Genomic DNA, 15096 nt, shown 5'->3' with positions numbered 1-15096 from the left:
CGCACTGCTGAAACCGACGAGGGAGCCTTGTTGCGTTGACTCATGCTTGTCCTTTACAGATGCTCAGGCGTTACGGCAGGTCATTGCAGAGCGGGGCATGCGCCCAGACATGCGTGGAGCAGGGAGCCATTTACGGGATCAAAGGCGAGCCGATAACCGTCGTATCCCTCGGTTTGGCGACCAAGCAGGCTTCGAACCTTCTCCCGCCCTTCAACGACGATGACGTCTCGCTGAGGCAGCGTTTGAGAGGAACCTGCCATCGCGCTCGCAGGTTTTTGAGCAGAAATCGTGCGAACTTTGGCAGTTTCAGATGAGCGGCTAGAAAGGGTCAACGCTTTACGAGCCAAATCCAATGCCTGCCGCTCACTCACGCCCCTCGGCTTGGTCCCACGCTCCGGGCGTGAACGCTGAACATTCATGTTGCATGCTTTGTGTGCCCCGATGCACTCGGCCAGACCTGGCACATCGGTTACGCACCGGCTCGCATCTGCGTTCATGCATTCTGCTAACGCTCGCTGGTCGACGCCGTTGTAGAACTCGCTCGCGCCCGTGACGGGTACGGCGGAAGCACGAGCCTGCAGGGTGGCCGAGGACGGCTTGCTGACCTCGAAATAGTCGACCGACGGAGGGTTCGTCCCTGCTTTTGCGACGGTCGAAGCCGTGAGACATCGAGGTGGTGTGTTGGGTCCCCCTGTGGCTGGAGCGTTGCGTGGCGCGTCACAGGGATACAACTCGCGTGTCGAGACTTCGGCAACCCACGGGCGACGCCAAGTGTAATTTCCGTCGAGCAACTGGATACGGTGTTGATATGGTCCCGCAAACGTGGCCGCTTCAAGCGTCTCCGCAGAAAGACCTCCGCTGCTCTCGCCAATTCGAGCGCTTTCGGCCTTTGTTGTGCTTGCGATTGGATTGAAGTCGAAGTAGAGAGCAAGCTGGGAGTTTTCGCCTGGCACTACCATGTAAGTGTGGAGTCGCCCGTCCGAACCAGAACCCCCGGGAACATCCGACAAGCCATGATAATCGTATGATGTTCCATCATACTCGACCCAAAATGCGTTCTCTTCTCTCGGGTCTGCGGAATATCTCGATTCCCAGCCGAATTCAAAGCCCTCCGAGCGACTGTTGGCCCCTTGCGAATCTAGCGTTCCCCATTTAACAGAATTCAGCATGTTGCTGTAGGTGGTTCCAGTGTAGGTAATAGAATGCTGCTGCCACGTGTCCATAAGGCCATACACCGGTTGTTGAGGGCGGACGCAGAGAACGGTCCCCTCCGTTGCGCACTCGAACGGCCCAGTTCGCAAGACCCAATGCTCTCCCGGCCTTCCACCGGTGGGCAGGTTCCAACAGTTGTTCAGGGAGGCGCCGCTGGTCGAGTAGAGTCCGTCAAGGCAGTTAGTATTTGCATTATTGCGAAGCCAGAACCCCCCGCCATACGCTGGCGGTTGGGTGTACCAGGAGAGATTAGCTGCCGTGCAGGACCTGAGTTGGACCTGCGGCCCTCCGGTTCCGGTTCTGCCCAGGCAGAGGCCGGTTTGTACATGAATGATTCGGTAGAGGTGGCGCGGTGGGGTGTACGGCTGTGTGCTGCTAAACTCGAATTTCCACCGTTGCGTATTGGCGTTAGGGGACCCATCCGCGATGTACGCAGCAACCCCTACGGGTGATCCATCGGTCGTGCCTGTAGCCGACAGTACTCGCTGTTCGTTAGCTCCGAACATGCCGATAGCGAAAGTCTTTGAAACCGCCGCTGAGGCTGGAGTAGCGAGACAAATCAGGGTTCCTGCAACCACGATGGCAACGATCGAAGCGTGCGCCAATCCTCGTCGCAGCTGTGCGACATAAGACATTCTTAACACCTAGTGTAATCCTCCCCCGATACGGTGTAAGCGAATCGCCACCCATCGCGACACTTTTAGTGATGGATGCGTCACGCGCAGTGAGAAAGGAACTATCGCACGACCGACGACGTTGATCAATGCCTTGTAAGGTGATGCGATTCACAACTGTCCATGCTTGACGACGGACATAAATCGCCAATACAGACACTTCCGACACGGATCCGTGTCGGACCTAGCTGGACATAGCCCGAATGGGACATACCGTGTGACGTGCTGACACGGGCCACATGACTCGACCGGCCTATTCGTCCGAGACGGTCAACCTGCGGCCACCGACGCTGATCGTGGTACGGGATGCCGTGACAGAACAGGACCGGCTCGCTCGGGTTGACACCTACATCCACGCCACATGCCGTACGCCGAGCTGGATGGGTTAGCGATGTTACGAGACGGTAGAGACGTCCCGCTCGCATCGCTGATGTGCCGAGTCCACGCTCATGGTCAGCGGCCGCCGCGACCGGACGAGCGCGATGCTCCTTGTCCGGCAACGAGGGCTGGGGGCCGCGAACCGATAGCCAACGAGCAGAGTGCCAGCCTCTGTCTCAACGACACTATTCGACGGCTTCCTCTGGCGACGCGGCGTGCGCCCGATGGTACCGGCTAGTCAGACCCACGATGATCAGCGCGTACGCTGCCATCTGCGCCGCCGTCGTCATCGCTGAGATGAGGTGTGGCGTCGAAAGCCTGGGCGCGGCGACGTGCCAGGCGAGCAACGCGGTGCGATGGCCTGCGTCAAAGGGCAAAGGCACTGCCTCAATGCTCGCTTCCACGAGCGGCACGGTGATCAGGGCAAGCAACACCGCACCTGAGGAGGCAAGTCTCCTACCGCGCCCAGCCAACGCTGCGGCCAGCGCCAGCGCGATGAACCCTAGCGCTAGTGGCGGAAAAGTACCCAGGCCCACGGCGACCAGAGTCTCGTCCGGGCCGGTGCCGGTCAAATGCTGCACCCGTTCAACACGGACCGCGAGCCAGATATCGACCGCCCGGACGACCACATACCCGAGCAACGACGCCGCCAATAATGCCGCCGCTGCCGTGGCCCGCCCCCGTGAGACGCCGGGGCGCCATACCACCAGAAGGAGCACTGTCACTGCCACCAATGAAGAGGCGCAGAGGCTGAGACCCGCGTTAAACCCGGACAGGGCGTCAACGCCACGACCACGCTCGAGCGCCTGCCAGCCGGCAGCGTTGGCGTCCATCGGGATCCTTCGCACCGAGTCGACAAGCAGCGGCGTGAGGGCGGCGGGCACAGCCCATCGGGGGGTGGGCAATCCCGCGACCACAGCGAAGGCGAGGAGCAGACCGAAGCTCGACACCTCGGCGTAACGCCACACCGGATTGCCAGTCAGGATTCCAACGGCATGTACCAAGGAGCAAGCAGCGGCGCCACTTAGCAGCAGAGGCGCAGAACGCACGGAACGCACAGGAGGCATCCTGTCACGGCCCTACAGTCGAGCGAGGGCTACGCAGGCGCGAGACGCCTACGTCAGCAGCGTGACCAGCCACGCCGACGCCGCGTCCAGGATCACGGCGATCGTTGCGAGCACGTCCGGTCATCTCCTCGCCTGCGCGGCAGCCGGCGCAGCCTTCTACACCACCCTGGCAGTTGTTCTGGCGAAGCTCATCGCCGCCGCGATCGCGGCGATAGCCGCGTTCGGGTCCGCCGTCTTCTCCTGGGTAGATGCCGGCATCGTCTTGGAAGAGGCAGGCGTCAACACGGCAATCGTCGCTACCGGAATCCTCACCCTGTCGGCCTTCCTCGCCGCCCAAGCAACCAGCATGGTCAACCTGCACGGCGAGGCAGTAGACAGCCGGTCTTTCCCGGGCGGCACGTGGCCCTCGCCCAACTCCACCACCTACAGCGACGCCAGCGTCAAAGACGGAGACGCCGACTGGTCTCTCGCGTAGAACAGCTGCAGGGTGCGTCTGCGGGTGAGTTCGAACGCCAGCCAGATCCTCATCGCGGCCAGGGTGACGGTCCCAACACCGCCTGCGCCACGCGGCTATGCTGGAGGCGTACAGGAGGAACTGCAGGCCGCCCTGGTCGACCTCAATGCGCAGGACGGCCGGGTCGCTCCCGGCCTGCGGGCCAGCCGGTACGACTGGACCACTGAGCGTGACGTCGACGAGGTCATCGATGCGCGGTGGCCGCCCAGGCCGGGCGGGGACGAGCCCGGCTCTCCAGGAGTCAGCAAAGAGCGCGTCTGCGAGGGACGACGTCGTACCGGTGCGCCATGATGGTCGCTCAGTCTCTGCTGAACGGCGCTTGATGGCGGAAGGAGCGGCGCGACCTAGTGGAGCCGATAGACCGTGGGCACGCCAGCCCCTACTCCACGGGCGGTGGCGGGACCACTCTGGAGCACGCATACGGGGCAGTCTTGCTCGCCGCGCTGTTGCAGCGGCATCCCATTGTTGGTCTTGGCGACGAGTTCACGGTTCGTGAGGTTCGGTTCCAGCAGGGGGCCACGTGCCCCGTCGATGATCTCGTGGTGCTCGGCGACTGTCCATCGATGTCACGGACCATGTACGTCGGTGTCCGTCGAGCGCCGATCATCGGGGCTGGCAACGTCCCTTTTGTGTCTCTCCTGCTGGATTACCTTCGGATGGTGAACGACCGGCGCGCTGGGCTCGACGCCGACCAAGAACGGCTTGGGCTCGCAGTCGCCGCCCCGCACACGGGCTCCGCCGAAGTGGCACAGTTGGCATCGCTCGCGCGCAAGCAGCCGGACGACCCCGCATTCCGCAGGGCCGTGTTTGCGCCACGAGCGACCAACACCAAGATCCGTACGCGCCTGAAGGCTCTCGATGACGCCGTGATGGCGGCAGCCGCGCAGGGCGGCATACCGCTGCCGGACAGCACGACAGGCGATGCGCTGACGTGGCGGCTGCTGAAGGCCTTGCGGATCATCGAACTACGGCTGGAAGGCGATGACCAAGCCGACCGCACCGGTGTGGTCAGCCGGCTGGTTTCGCTGGTAGGTGATTCATCTCGGGCCGCTGCAGTCTGGCGGCGGCTGCGGGAGCTGTCCGCGGAGTACGCCCAGACCGCAGCAACCGTGACCTACGACATGGTGCTCCGCGATGTCGGCACCGTAGTCACGATCGGTCCGCTGCCGCCGGCCCCCGTTGCGACCGCAATGCAGGACGAGCAGATGTATGAGCGTCTGCGGCAATTGCCGGCGCTGAACGGCCCTCGGCTACTCGCGGCCTGGCGTGACGACCCGACGTCGGCATGGCGCCTGGTGAGCGCGGTGACGACCATCGAAGCCCGCCCTGCCCAGGTGCTGCGGGAATGGCAAACAAATCGACCAGAATGGCTCAGCGCGGCATCCTGGCAGGTTCAACTCGCCGCCGGTGAACTGGCCGCCTCCTACGGTGCCCGCATCCTGGCGGCGGACCTGTTCACGGCTGCGGCGAGCCAGGGCCCTCCGCGTCGTGCCTATTGGCTAGCCCGCGCTGCGCTGATCTATGACGACAACGGCAGCGACGACGGCCGGCAGGCCGCGCTCGCGGGCCTGACGACATCGTCGGCGGATAGCGAGCCGTTCGCCAGCGCGGTCATGGCGCTGCTCGGTGGTGACCGGGACACTGCAGCGCGCCTGGTCGAGGCATGGGCACCCCAGGAGCCGAACGAGCGAACCCTTCGCACGGTGCTTCGACTCCGGCTCGCCGCGCCGGCCGACGCGTCGGAGGTGTTGGACCGTCACGCCATCGACCACAGCCTGCATGTGCTCGCCGAGGCGTTGCGCGACCAGTGGGCGGCGGGCTTGGCTATCGCGCGTGCGCAGTTGCTAATCACCCGCGCTCGCCGAGGCGAGTCGCCGAACTGGGACGCCGACCTGCGCGAAGCCCGTTCCTTGGCGATCCGGGCCCGAGATGATCGACGCACCTATCGCGGCGACAGCGCGGAGGCGGTCGCGGTGGCCTGCCACGCGAGCACGCTGCTCATGGATCTGCGCCGTGTCCTCGAGCTCGGCGCCCCTGGCCGTGAGGCGAACGCCTACGAGGCTGCCTCAGTGGAGGTGTGCCAGTGCGTCGCCAGCGCGGCAATCCCATTCGGTCAGCTCGACCTGGCCCGGCAACGCGCCGAACATGTCCCCGACGGGCCTGGGCGAGCGCGGATTGATGCTTACCTCGCGCAGGCAGACGGGCAGGACCCACAGCCGCACTGGTGGCGGGCTGCCGAACTGGCAGGCGACAGCGACGAGCAACTCGGCCAAGCGCTGCTGGGCCTGGCGCAAATCGGCGTCGACGGGCTGACCCGGTACCCGGCCTTCGCTGAGCGCCACCCAGACGAGGCCGTCGAACTGCGCGCCATGGCGGAACTGGGCGCCGGTCGGCCGGGTTCGGCGATCGTGCAGCTGCGTGATCGTCGGCGATCGTCAGTCACTGCCGCGCTCAGCCTCGCGCAGGCCTACCAGGCGGCCGGCCTGATCGATGATCAGGTTCAGACCCTCCGCGACGCCGCTGACCACTTTGGTGACCGATCGCTGCGCCACGCCGCAGCGGAGGTCCTCGCCCGCGACGGGCGCACTACTGAGGCTGAACAGGAACTCGACGCGTTGCTCGCCGCAGCCGAACCGGACTGGAGCGGTAGGGCTGACGCGCTGCGGCTGGCGGCGCAGCTCGCCAACGACAGCGGACGGTTGGACCGCCTTTGCGACCTGCTACGCACCGTGGTGCAAGTCGAGCCCGAAGACACTAGGTCCCGCTGGGCGCTGGTCCGAAGCCACATGAACCGTGGCGACGTCACCGAAGCGTGGCGGGCCCTGCACGAGGCACCCCAACCGCTCGACCCGTCCAACACCGCCGACGCCCGAGCTTGGATCCAGCTGCACCGGCGACGGGGTCAGCCGGTAGAGACCGTCACGGGATTTCTGCGTCTGCTACGCCGCTTCGGCGACGACGAACAATTCGTCGCGTTCGTGCTGATGAACCTGATCGTGCCGTGGCCGGAACTCGCGAACTTGCCTGATCGACTCCGCGTTCAGCTCGCCGCGGAGTCGGAACAGTTCTTCCAACGCTGGCCCAACAGCCAGTATCTGCGGCGAATGCAGAGTGCCGATCCCGACCAGCTGCGAACCGACATGATCGCCCTGATGCGACGCACCAGCGACCAGCAGCTGATGTGGCGCCGCCTCGCGCATAGCCTCGCTCATGGCCAAGTCCCGCTCGCAATGCTCGCTGTCGCGGCCCGACGCAGCTACGCCGAGATATGTCTACGCCGCGGCGACGGCGTCCTGCCGGCCCACGTACCGCAGCGCGGCGAGTTCAGCGCCTGCCTCAACGCCGCACAAGCGGCCGAAGACCAGGACATCGTGATCGATACGCCGGCGGCCATGGTACTACTCACGCTCCCCGACGACGTCCGTCGCGCCGCGATGAGTCGATTCGCCCGGGTTCTAACCACCGACGACGTCATGCTCGACTCTCTCGCCGCCAAAGACTCCCTGGCGCTGCGGACCACCGGCTCGATGCGGTATGAGGAACGCCCCGACCGCCTGCTGTTCGATGAGACCACGCAAACCGAAGCGGACCGGCTGGCCCAAGACGCCGAACGGCTCCAGGCCGCGATCGAAGCGCTCACCCGCCGCAGCACCCCGCTCACAGGGCGTACCTTCGACGAGCCCTTGCCCGGCGCGCTCGGTGTCTGGGTATCGCCACTCGACCTCGCACGCGCGGAGCATGCTGTTCTCTGGAGCGACGACCCAGCCCTGCGCCTCCTCGCCCGCAGCACGGGCGTTCAGGCTGCCTCCACCGTGGCGGTTCTACATCAGTTGCTCACCACCGATGCGATGACCGAAGACGAGTACGAAGACTGCATCAAGCGACTGATCACGGGCCGCGTTGGTCACATGCCGCTGGATGAACGACGCCTGCTCGAGCTCGCCACCGCCGACAACTGGCACCCCGCCGCCGTCGGCGCCGCACTCGCCCGACCGGCCACATGGGCAGACGTGAGTCGCACTCTGGGGTTCTACCAGATCCTCACCATGCATGTCCGAACCCATGCGCCGGCCACAACCCCTAACTGGCTCTACTTGGCCGTGTGCGGCGCCAACACCTTCCTTGGAAGACCAGCCCCGGCGGCCAGCGTTGCTGCCTGCCTGCTCGCCACCACGATCGAGATCACCGCCGCAGAAGGTGAACCAGTTGTCCACCTGGTTGCTGCAACTCGCCAAGCACTCATCGACACCAATCACCCCGATGCAATCCCGGTGCCAGATCCCCTGCCCATCGCCGCCACCCTCCTGCGTGACGCTCACGCCAGAGGCTCGTCGCGCGAACTCGCCACCCGCTTCGTCATCGCGACTTTCGCCGCGCTCGGCGAGATCGACAAGGATGCCATCATGCGGGCGCTTGTGAAGTAGCACAGTGGCAGCGTCGGTGCGCGACTTCAGGAGGACTAAGGAGAATGGCGGTGATTGGCGCCTAAGGGCTTGGGGATGGAGCTCCGGCGATCCGCCCACAACCCCACCAAAGGATGCTTGATCTCGAAGTCCGACGGGCCGGCGCGCTCCCGGCAGCCAGTACCGACGACCAGGTTGCCTGGAGCGAGGTAGGCCAAGTGGCGAGGAGGTGCCGCGTAGTATCCGAAGGCTCTAACGGGCTACCTGTTCGAGGTAGCGCTGCCGGATGGTGTCTAGCCGCTCCTTGGTCCCTTCGACCTCCCAGAAGGCCCAGCCGTTGCTTGCTACGCCGACCGCGTCTTCCATCGCTTTGGTAGGCGCGCTTGCCACTCCGGAAGCGGTCTCGATGCTTCCGTCTGGGCGGACTCGGGCGTAGTACAATTCGCCACGTCTGCGGCCGACGAGCCGATCTCCCACGCTTACCAAGCCTGCCTCAACCAAGTCCTGGAACCGGACACCGTAGCGAGTGCGCTTCCCGGGCGCGAGGGGGCCGGGCGTTGGCAGCGAGGCCAGTCCGAGCGCGTCGAGGCTCCATATCTTCTTGGCGATCTCGCAGTAGAAGCGACCGCGCGCCTCGATAAACGGCTCCAGCGCGGTGCTTGCGTCATAGGTAGCGATCATGCCGTACAGGCCTTCGCCGGTGAGGAACTTCCGGAGCCGGACGTTGCCTCGTTGAAAGAAGTCCGGGTTGAGCATCCCGGCCAGCAGAGTGTCCTTCCGGTACGACGCGAGCTTTTTCTCCAAAAGCATCCCGCCGTAGCTACCGTTGTCGGGGCCGTCCAAGAGCAGGAGCGCCCCAATCCGATTCCGCAGGAAGCCGTAGTAGCGGGCGTCGGGTGCCTTGTGCGCATACTTCGACGCCGTGCTGGTGAAAAGGTGTTCGATCTCGAAGTCGCGGTCACGGTCTCGGCGCAGGAGGAAGCGGTCGGTGGGATCTGCCTCGCCATTGGTCGCGCCCATTTCGACCCATGCGGTCAGGCGAGTCAACACGTAGTGCACAAATCTGCGTTTGGTGTCGTAGCGCAGGTCCGGGATGAGTTGCAGCCGGACTGGCCAGTCTGCGGCGTGTTCCCCGAGGGCGCGGCTAAGCTCCCCAACCGACTCGGACAGTCGTACGGCAGGCATGACCGCGGAGACGAGCTCATCGATGTGTCGCTGCTCGACCGGTTCGTCGCCAAGCGTCTGCGTCACGTAGAAAAGATCGAGAAAATTGGCCACCAAGCCGGCTTTCTGTACCCGCTCTGTCTCCGAGTCACCGGACCGCAGGGCAGCGAGGGTGAGGTCGAACTGCTCGGCGATGCCGTTGAATGTGTTGTATCGCACGGCCCGCAAATGCGGGTTGATCCGGGATCGTGCTTGCAGCAGCGTGGCGTATGTGGTGTGGAAGGGGTACAGCACTTCGGTGACAAGGCGGACCCGGTCGCCGTTCTTGCGGTTGGGCCAGATCTCAGCCTCGTGCGCCCGCACCCACTCGTGTGTTGCGTCGTTCAGGCTCGGCCCCGGCTTGTGCACGGTCTCAGGAAATCTCGCCCGGAAGACGGTCCGAAGGTAGGCGAACGCGGCGCCCTTCTCAACGTCTTCCAGAGCTGACACCATCGTGATCCATGCGCCTTCTTGCTCACGTGGATCCGCTTCGGCGTCACTGAGCAGGAAACGCTTGAGGTGGTCCATCGGCGAGAGCCGGACGCCGCAGTCGTTGATCGACTGGAACATCTCCTCTGCCCGGTCGCGGTCGCCTGCGTCCATCACGACCAGAGAGACCCGGTAGAGCAGCCAGTCGATGAACATGACCAAGACATCGCCGTGCAACTGTGATGGGTAGTGGATGTCGATGTACTGGTACGCCTGCCAGATGCGGCGGATAGGAGGCCGCGCGGTTGCGCGGTCGAATCCACGGTCGTTTAGCAGAGCGTTAAAGCAGGCACCGTACTCGTCGACGTCCACACGGAATGTCCGCCTGCCGAACCGCTCGGACATGATCAAGGTCAAGAGTTTGCCGGCCCTGCTGCTTGCCTTCGGAGTCGCCGCTGCCTGCCGGTGCAGATAGATCAACAGTAGTAGGAGCGTGATGATGCGCTGCTGGCCGTCGACCAGCGAGGTCCGCCCGCCCGCGGTGCAGATAATGTACGGGCCGAGGAAGTACGGATCGTACGATTTCACGTCGGCCAGTGAGTGCTCGTCACTCCACTGATCGAGAAACTTTCGGGAGAGGTCGTTCATCAGCCGCGAGACCTGCGGTTCGTCCCAGACGTATTCGCGCTGGTAGTAGTCGAGAGCGAACGACTCTGTGCTGAACAACGCATCGATCGATTGCTCTCGGGCACTGACCAGCTTCTTGGCGTTGCGTCTCCTGGCCATGCCCGACCTAAAGCGCCACGAGCGCTTTGGCGGCCACGATAGGCTCACCCCTTCCGCGCCAAATATAGCCGGAGCGCACTACCCGAACGACGGCTCCGGCGTCCGGTGCACCCGACTCAGCCTCATGGGAGTCCGGGTCAAATGGGAGACTCTCGCCGGGCCGGCCGAGCGGCCACAGCCGCTTGCGCCGTGTCTCATCGGTGAGGAGCTTCACGACTTCTGTGATCGTTTCGCCGCGAGACTGCAGAACCTCGACTGCCACGGCAAGATCGGCAACCAACCTGGCCTCCTCGAACTCGTGGTCCCATCCAGCAGCGGTCGTCCCGTTGGCGTCGAGCGCAGCAGCCACGTTCTGCACGAGATGTTGGGCGACCCAAGGCGGCAAATTCTTGAGCAAATACCCGGCCAGCACGTCGAGTGAGCTCCGGGCAGACTGCCGTTCGGCCGACCATCCATACTTCTTGTTCACGGCTATTATCTGTGGATGCCACTTGACGCCGCGTTGGAAAAGCCTCCAGCGGTAATCGGCGTCTGCCCTCGTGACGCCCGCCTCAATTACCTTGGCCTTGATCGCTTGCGCGTTGATCGGCTCGGGCGCGGTCCGAATCACGTTAAAAAAGACCGATCCTGGGTCTTCCGCAAACTGCTTAGCGACGGTTCCTGCGCCCAACACGTACCGCCTCCCGGCCTGACTGAATGTAGCTGCATGCTATGCGCATAGGTCGTCATGCATCTCTGTCTGATGCGCGACAGTCGCTCCGTGTTCCGTTAAGCCCGCCTTCTTGCTATACACCCGGACAGTTGACGTCCGTTCTGGTCAAACTACGGTGCCCGGTTCAGTAAGTCTTGTTCTTCGCCTGGCACCTGCGGCGAAGCTCGTAAACCCGGTTGACCTCTCTCTTGGTGTCTACGACATCAGCGCGGAGGAGGGCGCCTGGTCAAGCTCGGCGTGGCTAAGTCGCGCGGGCCCATGCCTGGATCACTCGGACGAGCCGATGAAGGTAAGGAGTGAGGGGGTGCTACGCATGAAATGAATGATCAGCATGACGGCCACCGGATCGCACCGCCGGGCCTATCAAGCCCGGGGGGCGGTGAACGCCCGTTGGCGACCCCCGCTCATCGGCACGAGCGGACCCTGACGGGGCGCTGCGCCTGCGGCAGGTCCGGATACCGTTACTCTTCGACCAGCCCGGGCGTCGTTCTAGCGGATCTGCTCTCGCAGCGATTCCGCCAGTTGGTCGGCGGCGGACCTGTACCCGGCGTGGCAAGTCGGCGCAGCACCGCCATCGCGCCGTTGAGGTCGCTCCGTTCCCGCAGCAAAGGTGCCAGTTGCCGGGCGGCGTAGCTGTCCCGGGCGTCGCGCTCCGACGGAGCATGTTTGGCTGCACGAACGCGGTGAGTTGATCCTGAGCGATGGCGTGGCGGAACTGCCAGGCGTTGCCGTTGATATTGCAGTACTAGTACTCCAGCGGGAGATCTTTTCCGAGCTGCGGTGTCGGTGTGGTTTTGTGCGTGGGCAGCAGGCAGCCACCGTCGAGTCTCAGCGGTTGTGTGGACTGCAGAAGATGCGGCGGTGGCTGCCGCCTACAGAGTAGATGCTCAGCGATGGTCTGAGCTGTTCGGCGAGCTGATGGACACGATCGAGGCGCGCTTCACCCGGCCCGAGCCGCGGCGGCGGGTCCGTGATTTCGTGGCCGGGCTGCTCGCACCGCTGCCGGTCAAGAATTGCTGGACCATCGCGGAACACGCCGGCGACGACGGTCCGGGCGGAATGCAGGATCTGATCGGCCGGGCCAGTTGGGACGACGCTGCCGTGCGTGCTGACGCGCGGGAGTTCGTCACGGCCCGACTCGGACACCCGGACGGGATCCTCGTGGTCGATGAGACCGGCGACCTGAAGAAGGGCGTGCACACCGTCGGGGTGCAACGGCAGTATTCCGGCACCGCCGGGAAGGTCGAGAACTGTCAGCTCGCGGTCCATCTGTCGTCGTATGCCTCACCGCTCGGGCATACGTTGCTGGACGTTGCGCTCTACCTGTCGAAATCTTGGTCCGAAGACCCGGCACGACGTGCTAAGGCGGGCGTGCCCGACCCCGTCGCCTTCGCCACGAAGCCACAGCTTGCACGCCGGCTGATCGAAACTGCGGTGGCCGGTGGGCTGCCGTGTCGGTGGGTCGCCGGCGATGAGGCCTACGGCGGCGACCCACAGCTGGCGGCCGCACTTCGCGGCCTGGGCTCGGCTATGTCCTCGCGGTGGCCTGCTCCCACCGGGCACCGACCGGCCTCGGCGTTCAGCGGGCCGACCTGATCGCCTCCGGCCTGCCGAAACGAGCGTGGCAACGACTGTCCGCCGGCACCGGCGCGAACGGTTTCCGTTACTACGACTGGGCGTTCATCAGCCTGCCCCTGGCCGCGGACCCGCACGGCGGCCATCACTGGATGCTGATCCGCCGCAACCGCAGCACCGGCGAGCTGGCGTTCTACCGCTGCTGGAGTCCGCAACCCGTCGCCCTGCACCACCTGGTCGCCGTCGCCGGCCGGCGTTGGAGCATCGAAGAATCGTTCCAGGCCACCAAAAGCGGCCTCGGACTCGACCAGCACCAACACCGCCGCTGGAAAGCCTGGCACCGCTGGACCTCCCTGGCCATCGCCGCTCACGCTTTCCTCGCCGCCGCGACGGCAGCCAGCACCGAAAACCCGGACAGCTTGATTGCGATAACCGTCAACGAACTACGCCGACTCTTCCACGCCCTGGTCATCGACCCACCCCGACGCATCGCCGACGTCATCACCTGGTCCATCTACCGACGCCGGCATCAGAAACAGGCCAGGACCAGCCACTACACCCGACAAGCCCTCACGGAACCTTAAACGGATCTCTGCTGGAGTACTAAGATCGCTTGATGTTCCAGCCGACCCTCCCCATTCGGACGCCACGCCTCACCTTGCGCTCCATTACTTTGGATGACCTCGACGACGTATATGCCTGGCAGTGCCGGCCCGATGTCGTCCGCTGGACGTACAGCACCGGCGGGGTGCCGCGTACCCGCGAGCAGTCCCGGGAGTCGGTGCTCGCCATGGCGGGCGAGGACGCGCTGCGCGCCGTAGGCGACTGCCTGACCTTGGCCGCGGCGACCGATGCCGGTGTTGTCGGGACCGTCGAGTTGGTTTGGCGTAGTGCGCTGGATCGAGCTGCCGAAATCGGTTACGTCTTTCACCCCGACCATGGGGGTCGGGGGCTGGCCACGGAAGCCGCTACGGCGCTCATGGACTGGGGCTTTAATGAGTTCGCCCTGCACCGAATTTACGCTCGGTGCCATGGCAAAAATGAAGCGTCCGTCCGCCTCATGACCCGACTCGGCATGCGCCAGGAGGCACGCCATGTTGAAAGTTATCTATTCCGCGGAGAGTGGGTCGATCAACTCATCTTCGCCGTCCTGGCTACGGAATGGCGTACCCGAGCGGCAACGGCAGGTCGCTACTACCCGTCTCCTGATGGACAAGACGGGCCCAACCAGCAGTAGAGCGTTTTTCGGCGACGGTACCAAGGACAAGCCGTGGCCAGCCACTACGCCCGACAAGCCCTCACCGAGCTATGAAACGAATCTCCTGCTGGAGTACTAGGCCCGGCTGACCCGGTCACCCGCTGCTGCCGCACCAACATCCGTGGCGAGCGCCGCCCAAAGGCGGCAACAAGCTCACCGGACATCCCCGGGGTGACCGGGACATCGTTTAGTCACTCCTTCGAGCAGTCGAGCTGTCTCAGCTTCTCCTACTCATGCGTGTTTTACTATGTCAGCGTGGCTGGATCGGGCATTCGGGATTATTTGGGTGGTTTTGCCGCCGAAAGCAAGCGGTTGAGACGATGCGCGACGAAAGAGGGCGCGACCTCTACGTCCCCGCTGCAGTCGCTGCCCCCTTCGCAAGCAAGGCGACGGGTCCTAGACCTTGACCAAACCTGTCCAACTCAAGTCAGCGACAGACCACCGCCTGCGGACCCGATCGCAAGGCGTAGGCGCGCCTACCGGGAGTAACACGTGTCACGGGGATCGCCGTTCAAGAGTTGCTCATGCCGTGATGGGAACAAGAACAAGATCGGCACCGCATGTCCGAGGCTGCGCCGCGCCTGTGGGGCGTGGAGCGCCACCCACGGCACGTGGGCCTACCGAATCGAGCTACCAAAGCAGCCCGATGGCAAGCGGTGGCAGCTGCGACGTTTCGGTTTCGCTACCCGTGAAGCGGCACTCGTTGACCGCGGCCGTGCGCAGTCGCTACTCGAACTCGCGGGTGACGACGCAACAGTCGGCATCGATATTGGGCGCATGCTGAAGGACACTAAGAGGGCGTTTCACATTGCTGTCAGTCGGGTGTGTCGAAGGTGAGGCGTTGTTGGCGGGTGGCGGGTTCGCCTCGGGCGAGGCGGCGGAGCA

General features: G+C 64.4%; 7 protein-coding genes and 2 pseudogenes. 4 read left to right on the top strand and 5 right to left on the bottom strand.

From position 1 onward, the window contains the following. Nucleotides 1-80: 80 nt before the first annotated feature. From ABZU91_RS29325 to ABZU91_RS29315, 3 genes and pseudogenes are all read right to left on the bottom strand, one after another. The gene (locus tag ABZU91_RS29325) at nucleotides 81-1223 is read right to left on the bottom strand and encodes a hypothetical protein (RefSeq protein ID WP_355247476.1); all 1143 of its coding nucleotides are present in this window, start codon (nucleotides 1221-1223) and stop codon (nucleotides 81-83) included. Between the two features lie 159 nt (nucleotides 1224-1382). Next, nucleotides 1383-1718 (bottom strand): annotated as a pseudogene (locus ABZU91_RS29320) (RICIN domain-containing protein); the annotation flags it as partial. Nucleotides 1719-2449: 731 nt separating this feature from the next. Continuing rightward, nucleotides 2450-3232, bottom strand: a complete 783-nt coding sequence (locus ABZU91_RS29315; protein ID WP_355247357.1) for a hypothetical protein — start codon at nucleotides 3230-3232, stop codon at nucleotides 2450-2452. Between the two features lie 160 nt (nucleotides 3233-3392). On the opposite strand from ABZU91_RS29315, the gene ABZU91_RS29310 reads away from it, so the two are divergent. Next, complete coding sequence (locus tag ABZU91_RS29310; protein WP_355247354.1) at nucleotides 3393-3806, top strand: hypothetical protein; 414 nt, start codon at nucleotides 3393-3395, stop codon at nucleotides 3804-3806. Nucleotides 3807-4276: 470 nt separating this feature from the next. Then, nucleotides 4277-8269: a hypothetical protein gene (locus ABZU91_RS29305; protein WP_355247352.1), complete on the top strand. Its 3993-nt coding sequence runs from the start codon at nucleotides 4277-4279 to the stop codon at nucleotides 8267-8269. A gap of 231 nt (nucleotides 8270-8500) precedes the next feature. On the opposite strand, the gene ABZU91_RS29300 is transcribed toward ABZU91_RS29305, so the two are convergent. Both ABZU91_RS29300 and ABZU91_RS29295 read right to left on the bottom strand, forming a co-directional pair. Then, nucleotides 8501-10666 carry a DUF262 domain-containing protein gene (locus tag ABZU91_RS29300; protein ID WP_355247349.1) on the bottom strand — a complete coding sequence of 722 codons (2166 nt, stop codon included), beginning with the start codon at nucleotides 10664-10666 and terminating at the stop codon, nucleotides 8501-8503. A gap of 7 nt (nucleotides 10667-10673) precedes the next feature. Then, the gene (locus ABZU91_RS29295) at nucleotides 10674-11339 is read right to left on the bottom strand and encodes a hypothetical protein (protein ID WP_355247346.1); all 666 of its coding nucleotides are present in this window, start codon (nucleotides 11337-11339) and stop codon (nucleotides 10674-10676) included. A 957-nt stretch (nucleotides 11340-12296) separates the two neighbouring features. Here ABZU91_RS29295 and ABZU91_RS29290 point away from each other — a divergent pair. Further along, nucleotides 12297-13537 (top strand): annotated as a pseudogene (locus ABZU91_RS29290) (IS701 family transposase). A gap of 32 nt (nucleotides 13538-13569) precedes the next feature. Then, complete coding sequence (locus ABZU91_RS29285; protein ID WP_355247343.1) at nucleotides 13570-14190, top strand: GNAT family N-acetyltransferase; 621 nt, start codon at nucleotides 13570-13572, stop codon at nucleotides 14188-14190. Nucleotides 14191-15096 lie beyond the last annotated feature (906 nt).

It is taken from the genome of Micromonospora sp. NPDC005174, from assembly GCF_040608495.1.
Taxonomy (GTDB): Bacteria; Actinomycetota; Actinomycetes; order Mycobacteriales; family Micromonosporaceae; genus Micromonospora.
This window is presented reverse-complemented; position numbering and strand designations above follow the sequence as displayed.

What these genes read in the sequence shown, in the direction of transcription:
- ABZU91_RS29325 (WP_355247476.1), bottom strand. Translation starts at nt 1,223, where the DNA reads ATGGACACGTGGCAGCAGCATTCTATTACCTACACTGGAACCACCTAC.
- ABZU91_RS29300 (WP_355247349.1), bottom strand. Translation starts at nt 10,666, where the DNA reads ATGGCCAGGAGACGCAACGCCAAGAAGCTGGTCAGTGCCCGAGAGCAA.
- ABZU91_RS29285 (WP_355247343.1), top strand. Translation starts at nt 13,570, where the DNA reads ATGTTCCAGCCGACCCTCCCCATTCGGACGCCACGCCTCACCTTGCGC.